Origin of the sequence: Mycobacterium sp. (assembly GCF_035603715.1) — a bacterium.
GTDB lineage: Bacteria > Actinomycetota > Actinomycetes > Mycobacteriales > Mycobacteriaceae > Mycobacterium.
Map to the genome: position 1 here is coordinate 1 of NZ_DATNJW010000395.1, position 14,938 is coordinate 14,938.

Here is a 14,938-nt window from a genome sequence, read left to right on the forward strand (position 1 = left end):
CCTCATGCGGAAGCGCGCCCGATGTCTCGAGTCGCTGCACCGGTTCCTCGCGGCGCAGTCGTGCCAGCTCGGTGTAGGGGTCGCGCACGTCGCCGGAGATCGCGTCGTCGAAAGAACCGAAGTCGTCCAGGTCGTCGAAAAGCTGTTCCATCCCTATTCCCCATTTCCTTTGCGGCGCTTGGCCGCCATCGTCGCGAGGCGTTGCATCACTGGCTGCGGAATGACTTTCGTCGCGAACACCATTGCCTTCTGGGCGGTCGTCAACGGCCACGCCCCGTCCCGCATCGAGCCCTGCTTGGGTATGCCGAGCACGACCCGCGACATGTGGTGCATGCCGATGTCGGGAAGAATCCGGCTGGATACCAACAACATCGAGGCGTCCGGTCCCACACCGCGCCGGCGGAACGGCGCGGTGTCGACCAGCGCCTTGATTACTCCGTCGGTGAACTTCTCCGGCGGTCTGGCCATCCGCATCGCGAACCGCCCGCGGCTGTTCATCGTGTTGTGCAGCCGGGCGTACGGACCGGTGAAGTCGCGATCGTCGGTGGTGCCCGCGTCGGTGATGATCTCGGTGTCGTAGGTGCCGGCCACCAACACGGTGACGCCGAGTCCGAACGGCGCGATCTCGACCGCCATAGACTCACCCCACCGCTCGAGCGCCCCCTTGGCCGCCGAGTACGGTGCGGTGGCCGGCTGACCGCGTACACCGGCCGCGCTGGACACCAGCACGATGCGTCCTTCGCCCGCTGCCCGCATCGACGGCAGCAGAGCTTGAGTGAGCGCAACGGGACCTAGAACGCTGGTGGCAAACAGTCTCTGCCACAACGCCATATCGGTCTCTTCCACCATTCCCGCAGCGGAGATCCCGGCGTTGTGCACAACCGCAAACGGTGTGCCCACTGCTTCCGCGATGGTCTTGGCGGCTGCGGTGACCGATGCGTGGTCCATCAGGTCGAGCTGAACGCCGATCAACCGCTCGTCGTCGGCTTCCGCACCGGTGGCCTCGCGCAACCGCGCCATACCCTGCTCGGGTGTACGCATGGCTGCGACCACGCGCCACCCCTCGCGATACAGGCGCGCGGCAGTTGCGAAACCGAGTCCCCGGGAAGCGCCGGTGATGACGACGCTGCGAGCCTCAGCCATTCTTGCTCGCGCACGCGCCTTGGCCCGGTGGCGGTGCTTGGACGTGCGGGCGGCCGTTCGGTTCTCCGCTCGCCCAGGTCGACCAGATGCCCACCGAGTACGGGCCCTCCGCGCCGGCTTTCTCGTAATAGCCCTGCGGGTCATACACTTTCGCTTCCGGATAGGGCCACGGGCAGGCCACCGAGGTGGCGGCGTGGCTGACCTTTATGACCCAGAACCAGGCGCCGTAGGCGAAGTAAGACACGTTGATGATGGCGAACATCACCAGGAAGGTGCCCAACACCGGCCGGGTCGGGAAGATCTTGGCTTTGGCAGCAAGCTTTTCCGCGACCGACTTGCCGGTGTCGTCGCGGTAGCACAGGATCGCCGCGGGCACCATCACGAAGCAGACCGAGAACGACTCCCAGATCAGCGGGAACTGGAACGTGGTACCGGTAAAGACCGAACCCCACGGAATCACCTGCGAGTAGATGTACATGCCGGCGTGCGTGAGTTGGATCTCCAGCCAGGCGTCCATGATGAAACCGATTACGAGGACGATCGCGCCCAGGCACACCAACGGGTGGCGCGAAAAGTAGCTCGTGGGGCCGTATTTCGCCTGCAGCTTCCGAAGAATCCAAACGCCCGGGAAGTATGGGCCGAAGTAGAACATCACGTAGCCGAACACCACGAACGGTTCGACGGTCGGCGACAGCGATACCAGCGGCCATGATTCCGGCCAGTGGATCAGGTCGGGGTTGTAGACCGCGAACGGCGACCAGTTCATGATCGGGTCCTGCCACACGATCAGCGTGGTGCACAGGAACATCAGCATCACCGGGCTGCCCGGATTGCGCCGCCAGCCCCTGATGAAGACGATCAGTAGGGTGATCAGCGCGACGCACGTGGCCGCGTCGAGGAAGCCGATGTAGTCCAGCCCGAACAGGAACTTGACCGGGCGGGGCCGGCCGTGCACGTTCGGGTTGGCCACGCGCGGGTCGAGTACCCAGCGGCGATTCGCGATGAAGAACAACGTGAAGGCGGCCAGTGCGGCACCGGCGACCCAGCCGCCCCACTTGCGCTGCGGCGCAGCGGGTCTAGTGTCCGCGGCAACCGGAGCGGATTGATCGGTACTCATGTGTTCCTCACCCTTCTTCCCCGAAGCGGTCGACGAGGTGCGAGTTGACGCCGTCGGCGTCCAGCGTGCGGGCGACCAGATATCCGGCGCCCATCCAGGCGCGGCGAGTCCACTTGCCGAACGACACCCGGGTGCCGGGAGCGCCGGACGCGGCGGGCATCATCTTGACCCGCTCCAGCGCTTCCTTGACGCCGCGCGGGCTGAGCGGGTGGGCATCGCCGAACGCCCGCACCAATGTCGCGGCGACGTCGCGGTTGACCACCGTCACGCAGAACTCGGGGCGGCTGCCGTCGTACTTCTTCGCGTAGGCGTCGAGGAAGTCCTGCCCGATCTTGTTCGCCTCGTCGTACTGGTCGACGCCCGTCCAGCCCATGAACGCGTTCCACATGATCGGGTTCACCCACGCGTTCTGCCACGCGGTGGTGGTGAAGCGGGGCGGGTCCCAGCCGACCGCCTCCAGTGCGGGGTTGATGAACACGATGCCGAAGCCGAAGCCCAGGTGCACGATCGCTTCGGCCTTGGCATCGTGCAGCGTGCGCACGGCTTCGTTGATGTCCTGTGCGGTCTGTGCCACCGCGACTTCCGCGACGATCCGAATGCCCTTGCGCTGGCAGGCAGTTCGGAGATTCTTCAAGTAGCTCTGCCCGATCAGGCTCTGCTCCATCAGGACACCGATCTCGGTGATCCCCCGCTTGCCGATCAGGTCGGCCAGAAAGATCGGCTCGTCGGTCATCGAGCCTTGCGGGAACGAGAAGGTCCACTCGCCCAGCCAGTCGTCGGTGCCACAGACGCTGATCGCGGGCACCTTGAATCGCTCCTCGATCGCTTCCTTCATGGGCACGCAGTTGTCGGTGATGTTGGGGCCGAAGACCACGAGACAGCCCTCGTCGACAAGCTCCCCGTAAGCGTCGATCACCGCTTTGACCGAACCCTTGGGCAGACCCTCCACCTCGCGATAGATCATCTGCACGGGACGGTCCATCAGGCCCTGCTCCACCGCCTCCTCGAATATCAGGTCGAAAGTCTGTGTGAACGAGGCGAAAAGCTCCTCGGGGAACCCGGGCGGGAGCTTGAAGTCCATCAGGTAACCGACCTTGATCGGCTCAGCAGTGCTTTCGTAGGACATGGGACCTCCACTGGGACGCGCTCACCGCGTTTGTCCACCCGGCCTTGGCAAACCTAATATTTGTTCAGACCCTAGCGGCGCCGCTGATCCGAGTCAATCACCGGATCGGACAGACTCGCTCAGATAGACATTGATCATTTCTTTGAGGCTGCGGTTCACCGCGACGTCATCGGTGAGCGGGCCGGCGATCGCCGCCTCGGCCGCCGCGTGCATGGGCAGCCCCTCGGCGACGAGCCGACCGGCCGCGATAAGCACCCGGGTGGACGCGACCTCGCGCAGGCCACCGGCTTCCAGGCGGCGGATGGCTTGGCCGAATCGAACCAACTCGGCCGCTGTGGCGGTATCCACACCGGCTTCGTGCGCGACGATCCCCTCTTCGATGTCGGGCGCCGGAAACCCGAATTCGATGGCGACCATTCGCTGACGCGTGGAGTCCTTGAGGTCCTTCAGCACGCTTTGGTAGCCGGGGTTGTAGGACACCACCAAGCCGAACCCGGGTGCCGCGTCCAGCGTCACGCCGAGTCGTTCGATCGGCAGCTGACGTCGGTAATCCGCGAGCGGGTGCAACACGACGGTGGTGTCCTGACGAGCTTCCACCACCTCATCGAGGTAGCAGATGGCGCCGTCTCGCACCGCGCGAGTCAACGGGCCGTCGACCCACACCGTCTCGCCACCCTTCAGCAGATAGCGGCCGACCAGGTCCGCCGTGGTGAGGTCGTCGTGGCAGGCCACGGTGATCAACGGTCGGCCCAAATCATGGGCCATCGCCTCCACGAAGCGGGTCTTACCGCATCCGGTCGGGCCCTTGAGAAGGATCGACAATCCCTGGCGGTAAGCGGCCTTGAAAACGGCTTCTTCATTGCCGATTGCCGTGTAATAGGGCCGGGCGGCGCCTGCTGTCGAGGCGACCCCGTTTTGGTGAGCGAGCGTGGGCTCGTTAGCCATTACTACCCTTCCGCCGGCCGCTGCGTTGCGGTGAATGGAGCCTAAGTGGAACAGATGTTAGTTTCAAGGAATCCTCGCGCGTCGCGGTCCGTCATGAGACTCGCCTCCGCACCTCGGCCGAGCGAATCGCCGAACGGAACAGTGGCCCAATAACACTCGTGAGTTGATCGGGACGACCGATGCTGGCGTGCGCCGTGCTTCCGAATACTCTGCGCAGGGATTCGACGTCGGTACCCGCCCCCACCGTCAGGCAGACGCAGCCGGTGCCGCGGCGACGCGCTTCGCTCAACGCACGGCGCGCATCCGCCGCGCCGTAGGCCCGCTCGTACCCGTGGTCGTAGGCCAGCCCGTCGGACAGCACCACCAGCAGCCGTCGCGATGTACCGCCACGCGCTTCCAGCACCGCCGCACCGTGCCGGATCGCCGCGCCGAGTCGCGAGTACGCGCCCGGTTCCAGGCTGTTCAACCGCCTGATCACCTGGCTGTCGAGGTGGTGGTCGAATCGCTTGACCGGAACCATGTTCACCGCGCTTCGGCCCTGCGAGTAGTAGGCGTAGAGCGCGACGCGGTCGCCCAGATCGTGCAGGGCGACGGTGAGGTTGGCGACCGCGGTGCGCTGTTGCTCGTGCACGGTTCGGCCCAGGGTGCCAGGCTCAGCGCTCGAACCTGAGATGTCCAGCAGCAGCAGAACTGACAAGTCACGTCGCCGTCGCAGGCTATCCAGATACACCGCCTCGTCGGGCACCGAACCCGCCATCACTTCGACGTGCGCCTCGACCGCCGCATCGATGTCGATGTCGTCGCCCTGCGGCTGACGGTGCCTGCGGTGCAGGCCCATTCCGAGCCGCGCCAGCGGGCGTCGCACGCCGATGGCATCGTCGATCGCCGAGCTCGCCGATCCCTTTGTCGCAGCCTCGATTTCGAATACCGTGCACCATTCCGGCCGATAGCTCTTGCGGCTGAAATCCCATTCCGGATATTTCACCCCCCGGGATCGCAGGTCGGCAAGGTGATCGATGACGTTCTCACCCGACGCGGACGCCAGCGATGACACCGCGTTCGCACCGCGTTTGCCGGAGTTGATCCGATGCGTCGGGGTATCCGCGCCCGGCGGCCCTCCACCGCTTCCGGTCTTGCGCGCCGAGGACAGCATTTTCTTCAGCCACTTGCCGATGAATCCGCCGCCGCCGACTGGGCTGGTGAACAGGTCGGGATCGTCGCTGTCGTCGTTCTCGTCGTCGCCGAGGTCCGTCAACTGCTGGGATTGTTCGCGTCGCGGGACATGTGCCGGCGCTTCTGCCTCGGCCTGCTTCGCCGCACGCGCGCTTACCGCCAGCACCTTGGTGGCGCGGATGATGCCGAATTCGGCTGGCGGATCGTCGATCTGCCCCTTGCCGGACGCCACGGTCAGCGAGTCCGCCGGCGAACCGCTGCGTGCGGCGACGTCGGCGGCACCCAACGAGGTCAGCACCCGCGGCAACACAGCGGCGTTGGCGACTAGTGCACGATGACCCTCGATCGCCAAATAGCGTCTGGCCAAACGGGAATGGCGGGCCATCGGACGCACGACGTCGGGATCGAGGCTGCCCGCGGCGATCATCGATGCCTGGACGGCGATGGCCGCCAGGTTCGTCCGGAAAGGCGCCGATGTATCGATGAAGACCGTCTGGCCATCCGTCCACGGTGGATCGCCCGGAAGCTGTCCATCGACTGCCACTGGTCGGCCGGCAAAGGCAGTGGCAAACATGCCGAAGTCGTGCAAGAGGTCAGCATCACCGCCTTCCGTCATCGGCCACCTCCGTCATCGATCCGACCAAATATCTGTTCCACAGTAGAGGCCCGGCTCGATCGGAGTCAACGAGACACCACAGCCATCGGTCACGTCGAGTTCGTCATGGTCGAGCCGGCCGACGCAGTTGACCAAATATCTGTTCCCTCGTAGAGTCCGACGTGATCGCAGCTCAGGAGGCAGAGACATGGATGTCGAGCAGCTGCTCACCACCACCCGGTCCGCCCGCAGATCGTTGGATGTGGATGCACCGGTCGACCTCGAAGAGATCCGCGACTGCCTCCAGATCGGGCTTCACGCGCCCAATGGGTCCAACCAGCAATCGTGGCACTGGGCGGTGATCACCGACGCCGCGCTGAGAGAAACGATCGCCGAGCTGTACCGCGAGGCATATCTGAGCAAAGTCGGCGGACAGCTCATCGCCGATGTCATGCCCGCGGGCACTCCCGAAGCGCGACTCATGACGTCGACGGAGTGGCTCGTGCAGAATCTCGCGAAGGTGCCGGTGCTGGTGATCCCGTGTTACGAGTCAAGTTATCCCCGCACGCCAGGGGACGAGTCTTTCTACCACGCAACGCTTTACGGCTCGATCTTCCCCGCCGTGTGGAATTTCCAGCTGGCGCTGCATTCTCGCGGTTACGGAACCTGCATCACGACGCTGCATTTGCATCACGAGAAGGAAGTCCGAGCCTTGCTGGGCATGCCCGAAAGCCTGACCCAAGGCTGCCTGCTGCCGGTAGCGCGATTACGGGGTGGCCGTGAGTTCGGCCCCGCGCCGCGTAGACAGTCCGACGATGTGATTCGGATGAACTCCTGGAAAGACGAGGACCAGTCGTGACGGTAAACGCCGAACTCGTGGCAAGACTCCAAGAACTCAGCGACCGCGCCGAGATTCACGACTGCATGCAGCGGTACGCCAGGGGTCCGCTCAGCGCCAAGCGCCCCGCTGCGTTGTGAGCAGCGGCGTCGATGAGGCACATCGCTGCGAGTTCATCGTTAAGATCCGGCAATGCAGACCCTGCTCTTCAAGCTCGGGCTGGTCCTGTTCCTCATCGGCCTGCTGACTGGATTCGCCATTCCGGCACTGAAGAACCCGCGGATGGGCCTGACGAGCCACCTCGAAGGTGTCCTCAACGGCATGTTCCTGGCGCTACTCGGCCTGTTGTGGCCGCATGTCCATCTCCCCCACGCCTGGGGCGTTACCGCGGTCGTCCTGATCGTGTATTCCGCGTTCGCCAACTGGCTCGGAGCATTGCTCGCGGCTGCGTGGGGCGCCGGCCGCAAACTGGCGCCGATCGCTGCGGGAGACCACGAAGCCTCGACGGCCAAAGAGGCCGTCTTCGGTTTCCTGTTGATATCACTGTCGGTGGCGATCGTGATCGGTGTCGTCATCGTCATCGCCGGACTCTGACGCCCTAGCCGCCAGGGCAGGGCCCGGGAATCCACATGCTCCAGCACATACCGGGGGGCGGGGGCAGATAAGGGCCGGGGGCCGGAAGGCTCTGCGGCGGTGGAGGATTGGGTCCTTCGTAAATGCCTTGACCTTGATTGCCCTGGTCGAAGGCCACGTGATAGTAGGTGTGGCAGACGTTCATGTCCCAGGTCACCGGGTCGTGAACATGGTTCTGGGTCAAGTGAAACAAGGAATCACCTGGGCACCAGCGATTGGGGCCCCAGCACACATGGTTGACCATTGCGGCGGGTCCACAATCGTCATCCGCTTGGGCGACACCTGCACCGACGCCGGCCGCAGCGAAGCCGCCTGACACCAACATCGCCGCCGCCCACCCTGCGGTTAGTTGCTTCATGCCCAGGGATTTTGCTCTTCCGCAATTTCTAGCGCATCGGGCAATTGCCCCATTTATCCGGCAAGTTTCAGCGCGGAGGACCGAGAATGATCTGCCCGAACTTGTCCGCTCCCTCGGCCATCCGTTCGGGCGTGATTTCGAAGCCGTCCGGGCGCGGCGTTGCTTTGTCACGGCCGGCATGACGGAACATGCCTTCGATTCCCGCCGGTGTGTTGATCATGAGCAGATCCGCTTTTTTGGATGTGATGCGGTATGCGTGCGGAATGTTCTTGGGCAAGAAGACGATTCCGCCTTCAGATAGCTCCATCTCCTGGTCGTCCAACCAGAGCAGTGCCGTGCCTTTGATCAGCATGAAGACCTCATCTTCACGCGTGTGCTTGTGATACGGGGGTGCTTCGCCCTCGCTCACGTCGAAACGTCCCACCATCAACTGGCCATTTGTGGCCTTGCCGTCGAGCAAGATCGCCAGTGTGCCGCCGTCGAGCCATTCCAATTGCTGCTGCTGCTCCGGTTGCGCCAGGTATGCCATGCTCATGCGTCGTCCCCATTCGGTGTCAGCGGGAGTTGGGCGACTTCGATGTCAGACATCGAGCCTATCCAGCTACGCCCACCGATGCGCAGGACCAGCGCCTCGAGGCGCTAGATCGCGAGGCTGGCGAGCAGACGCAGGCTTTCCTCGGATGGTGAACCGGGATCGGCGTGGTAAGTGACGATCATCTGACGCTGATCCAGCAGGTGCAGGATGGTGTAGTGCAGATCCAACGGCCCGACTTGTGGATGGTCGAAGGCCGTGGGCCCGATGCTTCGATGTTTGACGTCGTGACGCGCCCACAATGCGGCAAAGCGCTTGCTGGCGATGCAGAGTTCGCCGATCAGCTCGACTAGTTCGCGATCGGGAGGTTCGGCGCCGAGTACGGCTCGCAGAAACGGGACCATCCTAGATGTGAACCCGTCCCAGTCGCGGTGAAGCATGCGCATTTCGGAACCGAGAAATGTTGCCCGCAGGATGTTTTCGCCTGGGGTAAAGACCCGTGACAGCGCCAGGGCCAGGTGGTTGGACGCCAGTATCGTCAGGTTCCTGTTCACGACGAACGTCGGAGTAAGGGACCAACTGTCAATGAGTGTTTGCACGGCCGGGTCGACTCTTTCGGGGACTGAGCGTCGGCGCCGACGCATTGCCGGGCGAGCAAGTTCGCGCAGGTAGGTGGCTGCGTCTTCGTCAAGCTGCAGCGCGCGGGCGAGGCCGTCGAGAACTTGGTCGGAGGGCTGATGGTCACGTCCTTGCTCGAGCTTCAGGTAGTACTCGGTGCTGATGCCGGCAAGCATGGCGACTTCTTCGCGACGCAATCCCTCAACTCGTCTACGCTCGCCACCCGGCAGCCCGACATCATCGGGTTTGAGCAATTCTCGGCGGGCCCGCAGGAAACCCGCCAGCCCACCGGATGTTTCCATCGATCAAGGTTAGGTTGCCGCGTCGAAGAAAGAGTGGGCCTGGGATTACCAGTAACGACGTGGCCTGGATACCCGCTGTGTGCGGGTGCATCGTGGTCGCGTCGCAACGAGCGACTAGCGGCCGATCGCCGCTGCCTCCATTAAGGAATTGCCATGCCTAATCGGACGTACGGGCCCACGACGACCGCCGCCGAGATCGTCAACGAGGTGGACCTGCGTGGCCGCCGCGCCATCGTGACGGGCGCGAGTTCCGGGATCGGCGTCGAGACGGCGCGCGCGCTCGCGTCGGCTGGCGCTGAGGTGACCTTGGCGGTTCGCAATGTTGAGGCCGGCGCGAAAGTCGCCGACGAGATTGGCGCCAGCCTTCCACCGGGCTCAGCAGCGGCGCAGGTGGCCCGGTTGGACCTGGCCGATCCGGCCTCGGTGGCCAGCTTTGTGCGCGAGTGGAACGAGCCGTTGCACATCCTCGTCAACAATGCCGGCGTGATGGCCTTGCCACAGCTCACCCGGACCGCTCCCGGCTATGAAATGCAGTTCGCCACAAACCATCTCGGCCATTTCGCGCTGACCACAGGGCTGCATCGCTGGCTGGCTGCGGCGAAGGGCGCCCGCGTGGTATCCGTTGCTTCGATCGGGCACCTGTTCTCCCCAGTGGTCTTCGATGACTTGCACTATCGGTTCCGCCCCTACGATCAGTGGACGTCCTATGGTCAGTCCAAATCCGCCAATGTGCTGTTCGCCGTCGGCGCCGCGCAACGCTGGGCCGATGACGGGATCGCGGTAAACGCGCTGATGCCCGGCAATGTCGCCAGCACCGCGCTCGCACGGCACATGGGTGCTGAGGACCTCGCTAACTTCGGCGAAACGACCGAATTGGCGTTGCCTCCGGTGAAGACAATCGAGCAAGGCGCCGCCACTTCGGTCTTGATGGCCGCCAGTCCCGACGTCGAAGGGGTCACCGGCCGTTATTACGAGGACTGCGCCGAGGCCAAAGTCGTCGCTGAGCGCGGTACCCACACCGGCGGCGTTGCACCCTATGCACTTGACCCGAGCAATGCCGATCGCCTCTGGCACATCTCCACCGACCTGACCCAATAGGCCTGCGGACGTCGGCGTCTCGCCGGAGGCGGAATAGCTCTATGCGCTGCACGGGTTGCGGTAGTAATGACGTCTTCAGACATCACCACCCCCGACCTCGGCCGGTTCGGCTTCTTCGGACTTGGCGCGACCCCCGAAGAAGCGCAGGAGATCGAACGGCTCGGCTACGGCACAATTTGGGTAGGCGGTTCGCCGCCCGCCGAATTGTCGTTCGTCGAGCCGCTTTTGGACGCGACCACCACCCTCAAGGTGGGCACTGGCATCGTCAACATCTGGACGGCGGCCGCCAAGCCCGTCGCCGAGTCGTTCCACCGCATCAACGCCACCTACCCCGGCCGCTTCGTGCTCGGCATCGGGGCAGGCCATCCCGAAGTGCAGGGGCAATCCGGTAAGCCCTACCAAGCGCTGGTGTCATACCTTGACGAACTCGACGAATATGGCGTACCGGCCAACCAACGAGTGCTCGCGGCACTCGGCCCGCGGGTGCTGAAGCTGGCGGCCGAACGCGCCGCCGGCGCGCACCCGGCCAACGCGACGCCCGAACACGCCGCACAGGCCCGCGCGATCATCGGGCCGAATGCACTCCTAGCGCCTGTACACAACGTGGTGCTGTCTGCCGACGCCGAGGAAGCGCGGGCGATCGCGCGCAAGGGATTGGACCATTACTTCAGCCTGACGAACTACGTAAGTAGTTGGAAACGGCTAGGTTTCACTGACGCCGACGTAACGCGGCCCGGCAGCGACAGGTTCATCGACGCCGTGGTCGCCCACGGGACGCCTGATCAAGTCGCCGAGCGTCTCGGCGAGTATCACCAGGCCGGTGCCAACCATGTCGCGATCCTGGTGTCGGGCGTGTATGACAATGCCTTGGCATTGCCGGTATTGGCCGAACTCGCTGGGCCACTTGGCCTGTCGCGTTAAGGTCAGGCCCAACGATTTACCGGGCCGACGAGGGGTGACTGAGCGTGAACGTGGCTAGTTTGTTTGAGCTGCACGGCAAGAATGCGCTCGTGACGGGCGCCTCCAGCGGTATCGGCAAGCAGGTGGCGCTGGCGTACGCCCAAGCCGGGGCCGCAGTAGCGATCGCCGCCCGACACCCTGCGCCGCTGCAGGAGTTGGCCGCCGAGATCGCTGCCGGCGGCGGAACGGCGGTGCCGATCGTCTGCGACGTCACCGAGCCCGAACTGGTATCCGCCATGCTGAACCGGGTCGACGACGAGTTGGGCGGGATCGACATCGCCGTGTGCAACGCCGGGATCATCGCCCTCCACAGCCTGCTGGACATGCCGCTGGAGGATTTCCAGAGCATTCAGAATACGAACGTCAACGGTGTCTTCCTGACGGCGCAGGCGGCGGCGCAGGCCATGGTCGCCGGGAATCGCGGTGGAACGATCATCACTACGGCATCGATGTCGGGCCACATCATCAACACCCCGCAGCAAGTGGGCCACTACTGCGCGTCGAAGGCAGCTGTCATCCACCTGACCAAGGCGATGGCGATGGAGTTCGCACCACACAACATCAGGGTCAACAGCGTCAGCCCGGGCTACATCCTCACCGAACTGGTCGAGCCGCTAGGCGAGTACCACGCGTTGTGGGAGCCGAAGATCCCGCTCGGACGCTTGGGCCGGCCCGAGGAACTCGTCGGCATATATCTCTATCTTGCGAGCGACGCGTCGAGCTATATGACCGGATCCGACATCGTGATCGACGGCGGCTACACCTGCTGGTAAGGGGCGCCTTGCGCTCGGGAGAACTTGCTCCAGCAGCGGAACATACGCGGGATGCGATAAATTTTCCGACGGTCGAATCCACACGTCGCGCGGCGGCGGCGCTCGCCAAGATCAGACGCCGCGGCACAAGAGGGGGTCTGTGAGCACCGAACCGCCGCTGCTGCTCGCGCTTGACCTGATCGGGACTTTCGTCTTCGGCCTGAACGGAGCACTGACAGCGGTGCGCTATGCACGGCTCGACATCGTGGGTGTCATTGCGCTTGGTATGGCTACGGCGTTGGGCGGCGGAGTTATTCGAGATGTTCTCATCGGTTCCATACCGCCTGCGACCTTTCGTGATTGGCGTTTCTTTGCGCTCGCGGTCGCCGGTGGACTTATCGCGTTCGTCCTCAGCAGGCACCTCCATCGATTAGAGACGTCGATCACGGTTCTTGACGCGATCGGGCTCAGCGTCTTCGCGGTCATCGGCACCAACAAGGCTGTTTCCTTCGGACTGGGGGTAGGGCCGGCGCTTCTGTTGGGCGCCGTCACCGCAGTGGGCGGCGGCACCATTCGGGACACACTCATCGGAAAGATTCCAACGGTGCTTCGCAGCGAGCTATATGCGATCCCCGCGCTGGTCGCCGCAGCGATCACCGTCGCCGCGATGCGGATGGGTCTTTACGGACTGCCGACCGCCCTGGGAGCCGCGGCGGTCTGTTTCGCTATCCGGATGCTCGGCGTCCGGTTTGACCTGAACGCACCATTCCCGCGTGGAGCCCTCGGCGACCGAGGAGATCCACCCGATTCGGATCCTCCGCATTCCCCTAGAGACGGGCGATGATCCACCGGGCGAGCCCGAGTCAGCTAGCGCCAGCCGCGATCACCTGGTCTACCTCGACGGCCCGGTCGGCCATCTCGGCGTGTGCCCTTTCCAGCGCCTCAGCCTGATCCTCATCGGCCTTCATCAGCGTCTCGATGTCTAAGCCGCCCATGTCGAGAACACCCATGTCCCTGAAGGCGTTCTGCACCTTGTCGCCCCACAAGCCGATGTCCTTGACGATCGGCACGATGCGGCTGAACAGGTGCGAGCGGAACTGAATCATCAGCGGCGACCGGTCGACCCACTCGGCGCACGCCTCGACGTCCATGCCAAGGGTTTCGAAGACCTCCTCGCCACGGAACCGGTCGCGCATCAGGTAACAGGCGTCGACGACAAACTCTTCACGATCGCCCCGTTCTGCCTCGGTCAGCTCGGAGTAGTAGTCCTTCAGCGAGATTCGGCCGAACGCGACGTGCCGGGCTTCGTCCTGCATGACGTAGGCCAGCACCTTCCTGGCCAGCGAGTCCTGGGCCGACATATCCCGCAGCACTCCGAAAGCGGCGAGTGCGAGCCCTTCGATGAGGACCTGCATGCCGAGGTAGGGCATGTCCCAGCGCGAGTCGCGCAGCGTGTCGTCCAGCAGCGCGGTCAGGTGCTTATTGATCGGGTAGACCATGTCGCACTTCTCCTGCAGGAGTCGCGAGAAAGCCTCGACGTGCCGGGCCTCGTCCATGGTCTGGGTGGCCGCGTAGAACTTCGCGTCCAGGTCCGGGACGACCTCGACGATCTTGGCCGCGCACACCATCGCACCCTGCTCGCCGTGCAGGAACTGCGAGAGCTGCCAGGCCTGGAAGTGCTGGCGCATCTCGGCGCGACGTGCGTCGTCTGCGGCGTCCCACATCGGGCTGCCGAACAGCGGATGGAACTCGTCAGGCAGCTCGATCGGGTTCATCGGGTCGACGTCTTGCGCCCAGTCGATGCGCGACTGGGCATCCCACTGCTTGTCCTTTCCCTTTTGATACAGCGAAAGGAGTCGAGCGCGACCGTCGTCGTATTCCCAGGTGAAGCGCGCATCACCGGCACTAGGGACCTCCCACGAATAGGGCGCGGGCACGTCCGTGTACTTGTCCTTGGTGGTCATGAGCTGCCGCCTTTCTACCCAGGGTGACCAGCGGTCATGTGACGGGTATCACATTGCACCGCGTGTGGCAGCCGCGTCAACCCTGACGGGCGGGGCTAACGATCATCGCGGTTCGCGATAGCAATCGTCACTCGGGTGCGGTAGGACTCTCCCAGTAGCGCACTACTGAATTTTCGCCGTTTCAAACGCCAAGGAGAGCGGCATGACGACAGACCAGACTGGCCACCACGCGGTGTCGTCCGAGGGCGTGGTGACCGTGACGGAGACAGGTTCGGGGACGTATACGCAGCAGATTGACGCCGGGCACCACCAGCTCGTCGCCGACGAGCCACAGCCGATTGGCAACGACACCGGGCCAACACCCTACGATCTGCTCCTGGCCGCGCTCGGGGCATGTACCTCGATGACCGTCCGGATGTACGCCAACCGCAAAGGCTGGCCGCTCGAGCGAGTTCGAGTGACGTTGCGGCACTCACGCATTCATGCGGAAGACTGCGCCGACTGCGAAACCCGCAGCGGCTGGATCGATCACATTGATCGCGACATCGAGTTGGTCGGCGACCTCGACGACGCGCAACGGCAACGGCTATTGCTCATGGCCGAACGTTGCCCTGTTCATCAGACCTTGACGTCAGAGGTCGCCGTCGCCACGTCCTTGCTATGACAGCCGGCGCCCCCGGCCTGATGATCACCCGTCGTCGTCAATCAGTGCGGTGACTTGAATCTCGACCCGCATTGTTGGATTTGCGAGGGCGGCGACGCCGATGCACGTCCACAGCGGAGC

17 protein-coding genes and 1 pseudogene are annotated in these 14,938 nt (G+C 64.1%); 8 read left to right on the plus strand and 10 right to left on the minus strand.

Features of this window, described 5'->3' with window-relative positions; all coding sequences use genetic code 11:
* The 6 genes and pseudogenes from VN856_RS16325 to VN856_RS16350 all read right to left on the minus strand — a co-directional run.
* A pseudogene (locus VN856_RS16325) lies at positions 1 to 151 on the minus strand (cytochrome P450); the annotation flags it as partial.
* 2 nt (positions 152 to 153) lie between these two features.
* Positions 154 to 1,143, minus strand: a complete 990-nt coding sequence (locus tag VN856_RS16330) for an SDR family oxidoreductase (protein ID WP_325690829.1) — start codon at positions 1,141 to 1,143, stop codon at positions 154 to 156.
* On the minus strand, positions 1,136 to 2,260 hold the full coding sequence (locus VN856_RS16335) for a spirocyclase AveC family protein (protein WP_325690831.1): 1,125 nt from the start codon (positions 2,258 to 2,260) through the stop codon (positions 1,136 to 1,138). Before VN856_RS16335 ends, VN856_RS16330 begins: the two co-directional genes overlap by 8 nt.
* 7 nt (positions 2,261 to 2,267) lie before the next feature.
* Positions 2,268 to 3,386 (minus strand): ABC transporter substrate-binding protein, encoded by a 1,119-nt coding sequence (locus VN856_RS16340; protein WP_325690832.1) that lies wholly within the window; start codon positions 3,384 to 3,386, stop codon positions 2,268 to 2,270.
* 93 nt (positions 3,387 to 3,479) lie between these two features.
* Positions 3,480 to 4,331 (minus strand): CbbQ/NirQ/NorQ/GpvN family protein, encoded by an 852-nt coding sequence (locus VN856_RS16345; RefSeq protein ID WP_325690834.1) that lies wholly within the window; start codon positions 4,329 to 4,331, stop codon positions 3,480 to 3,482.
* A 91-nt stretch (positions 4,332 to 4,422) separates the two neighbouring features.
* The gene (locus tag VN856_RS16350) at positions 4,423 to 6,120 is read right to left on the minus strand and encodes a nitric oxide reductase activation protein NorD (RefSeq protein WP_325690835.1); all 1,698 of its coding nucleotides are present in this window, start codon (positions 6,118 to 6,120) and stop codon (positions 4,423 to 4,425) included.
* Positions 6,121 to 6,307: 187 nt separating this feature from the next.
* On the opposite strand from VN856_RS16350, the gene VN856_RS16355 reads away from it, so the two are divergent.
* From VN856_RS16355 to VN856_RS16365, 3 genes are read left to right on the plus strand one after another with little or no spacing between them, the layout of a single operon-like run.
* Positions 6,308 to 6,958 (plus strand): nitroreductase family protein, encoded by a 651-nt coding sequence (locus tag VN856_RS16355; RefSeq protein ID WP_325690837.1) that lies wholly within the window; start codon positions 6,308 to 6,310, stop codon positions 6,956 to 6,958.
* Complete coding sequence (locus tag VN856_RS16360) at positions 6,955 to 7,077, plus strand: hypothetical protein (protein ID WP_325690839.1); 123 nt, start codon at positions 6,955 to 6,957, stop codon at positions 7,075 to 7,077. Before VN856_RS16355 ends, VN856_RS16360 begins: the two co-directional genes overlap by 4 nt.
* 52 nt (positions 7,078 to 7,129) lie before the next feature.
* Positions 7,130 to 7,531, plus strand: coding sequence for a hydrogenase (locus tag VN856_RS16365; RefSeq protein WP_325690841.1), 402 nt, complete (start codon positions 7,130 to 7,132; stop codon positions 7,529 to 7,531).
* Between the two features lie 4 nt (positions 7,532 to 7,535).
* On the opposite strand, the gene VN856_RS16370 is transcribed toward VN856_RS16365, so the two are convergent.
* From VN856_RS16370 to VN856_RS16380, 3 genes are all read right to left on the minus strand, one after another.
* Positions 7,536 to 7,928 (minus strand): hypothetical protein, encoded by a 393-nt coding sequence (locus VN856_RS16370; RefSeq protein ID WP_325690842.1) that lies wholly within the window; start codon positions 7,926 to 7,928, stop codon positions 7,536 to 7,538.
* A 67-nt stretch (positions 7,929 to 7,995) separates the two neighbouring features.
* Entirely contained in the window at positions 7,996 to 8,463 is a 468-nt protein-coding gene (locus VN856_RS16375; RefSeq protein WP_325690843.1) for a cupin domain-containing protein, read from the minus strand.
* A gap of 104 nt (positions 8,464 to 8,567) precedes the next feature.
* Positions 8,568 to 9,380: a helix-turn-helix transcriptional regulator gene (locus tag VN856_RS16380; protein ID WP_325690845.1), complete on the minus strand. Its 813-nt coding sequence runs from the start codon at positions 9,378 to 9,380 to the stop codon at positions 8,568 to 8,570.
* A 153-nt stretch (positions 9,381 to 9,533) separates the two neighbouring features.
* Between VN856_RS16380 and VN856_RS16385 the strand changes: the two genes are divergently transcribed.
* The 4 genes from VN856_RS16385 to VN856_RS16400 all read left to right on the plus strand — a co-directional run bounded on the left by VN856_RS16385 (position 9,534) and on the right by VN856_RS16400 (position 13,034).
* The gene (locus tag VN856_RS16385) at positions 9,534 to 10,478 is read left to right on the plus strand and encodes an SDR family NAD(P)-dependent oxidoreductase (RefSeq protein WP_325690847.1); all 945 of its coding nucleotides are present in this window, start codon (positions 9,534 to 9,536) and stop codon (positions 10,476 to 10,478) included.
* A 66-nt stretch (positions 10,479 to 10,544) separates the two neighbouring features.
* Complete coding sequence (locus VN856_RS16390; RefSeq protein ID WP_325690849.1) at positions 10,545 to 11,399, plus strand: LLM class F420-dependent oxidoreductase; 855 nt, start codon at positions 10,545 to 10,547, stop codon at positions 11,397 to 11,399.
* A gap of 44 nt (positions 11,400 to 11,443) precedes the next feature.
* The gene (locus VN856_RS16395; RefSeq protein WP_325690851.1) at positions 11,444 to 12,211 is read left to right on the plus strand and encodes an SDR family oxidoreductase; all 768 of its coding nucleotides are present in this window, start codon (positions 11,444 to 11,446) and stop codon (positions 12,209 to 12,211) included.
* 139 nt (positions 12,212 to 12,350) lie between these two features.
* Entirely contained in the window at positions 12,351 to 13,034 is a 684-nt protein-coding gene (locus tag VN856_RS16400) for a trimeric intracellular cation channel family protein (RefSeq protein WP_325690853.1), read from the plus strand.
* A gap of 19 nt (positions 13,035 to 13,053) precedes the next feature.
* Here the strand turns inward: VN856_RS16400 and VN856_RS16405 are convergent, their stop codons facing one another.
* A complete protein-coding gene (locus VN856_RS16405) occupies positions 13,054 to 14,154 on the minus strand; it encodes a ferritin-like domain-containing protein (protein ID WP_325690854.1) in 1,101 nt (366 codons plus the stop codon).
* A 202-nt stretch (positions 14,155 to 14,356) separates the two neighbouring features.
* On the opposite strand from VN856_RS16405, the gene VN856_RS16410 reads away from it, so the two are divergent.
* Positions 14,357 to 14,818, plus strand: coding sequence for an OsmC family protein (locus tag VN856_RS16410; protein WP_325690856.1), 462 nt, complete (start codon positions 14,357 to 14,359; stop codon positions 14,816 to 14,818).
* Positions 14,819 to 14,938 lie beyond the last annotated feature (120 nt).

Coding starts and splice junctions, on each gene's coding strand:
- VN856_RS16365 (WP_325690841.1), top strand. CDS start 7,130: ATGCAGACCCTGCTCTTCAAGCTCGGGCTGGTCCTGTTCCTCATCGGC.
- VN856_RS16335 (WP_325690831.1), bottom strand. CDS start 2,260: ATGAGTACCGATCAATCCGCTCCGGTTGCCGCGGACACTAGACCCGCT.
- VN856_RS16375 (WP_325690843.1), bottom strand. CDS start 8,463: ATGAGCATGGCATACCTGGCGCAACCGGAGCAGCAGCAGCAATTGGAA.
- VN856_RS16350 (WP_325690835.1), bottom strand. CDS start 6,120: ATGACGGAAGGCGGTGATGCTGACCTCTTGCACGACTTCGGCATGTTT.
- VN856_RS16370 (WP_325690842.1), bottom strand. CDS start 7,928: ATGAAGCAACTAACCGCAGGGTGGGCGGCGGCGATGTTGGTGTCAGGC.
- VN856_RS16405 (WP_325690854.1), bottom strand. CDS start 14,154: ATGACCACCAAGGACAAGTACACGGACGTGCCCGCGCCCTATTCGTGG.
- VN856_RS16410 (WP_325690856.1), top strand. CDS start 14,357: ATGACGACAGACCAGACTGGCCACCACGCGGTGTCGTCCGAGGGCGTG.
- VN856_RS16355 (WP_325690837.1), top strand. CDS start 6,308: ATGGATGTCGAGCAGCTGCTCACCACCACCCGGTCCGCCCGCAGATCG.
- VN856_RS16380 (WP_325690845.1), bottom strand. CDS start 9,380: ATGGAAACATCCGGTGGGCTGGCGGGTTTCCTGCGGGCCCGCCGAGAA.
- VN856_RS16340 (WP_325690832.1), bottom strand. CDS start 3,386: ATGTCCTACGAAAGCACTGCTGAGCCGATCAAGGTCGGTTACCTGATG.
- VN856_RS16385 (WP_325690847.1), top strand. CDS start 9,534: ATGCCTAATCGGACGTACGGGCCCACGACGACCGCCGCCGAGATCGTC.
- VN856_RS16390 (WP_325690849.1), top strand. CDS start 10,545: ATGACGTCTTCAGACATCACCACCCCCGACCTCGGCCGGTTCGGCTTC.
- VN856_RS16345 (WP_325690834.1), bottom strand. CDS start 4,331: ATGGCTAACGAGCCCACGCTCGCTCACCAAAACGGGGTCGCCTCGACA.
- VN856_RS16330 (WP_325690829.1), bottom strand. CDS start 1,143: ATGGCTGAGGCTCGCAGCGTCGTCATCACCGGCGCTTCCCGGGGACTC.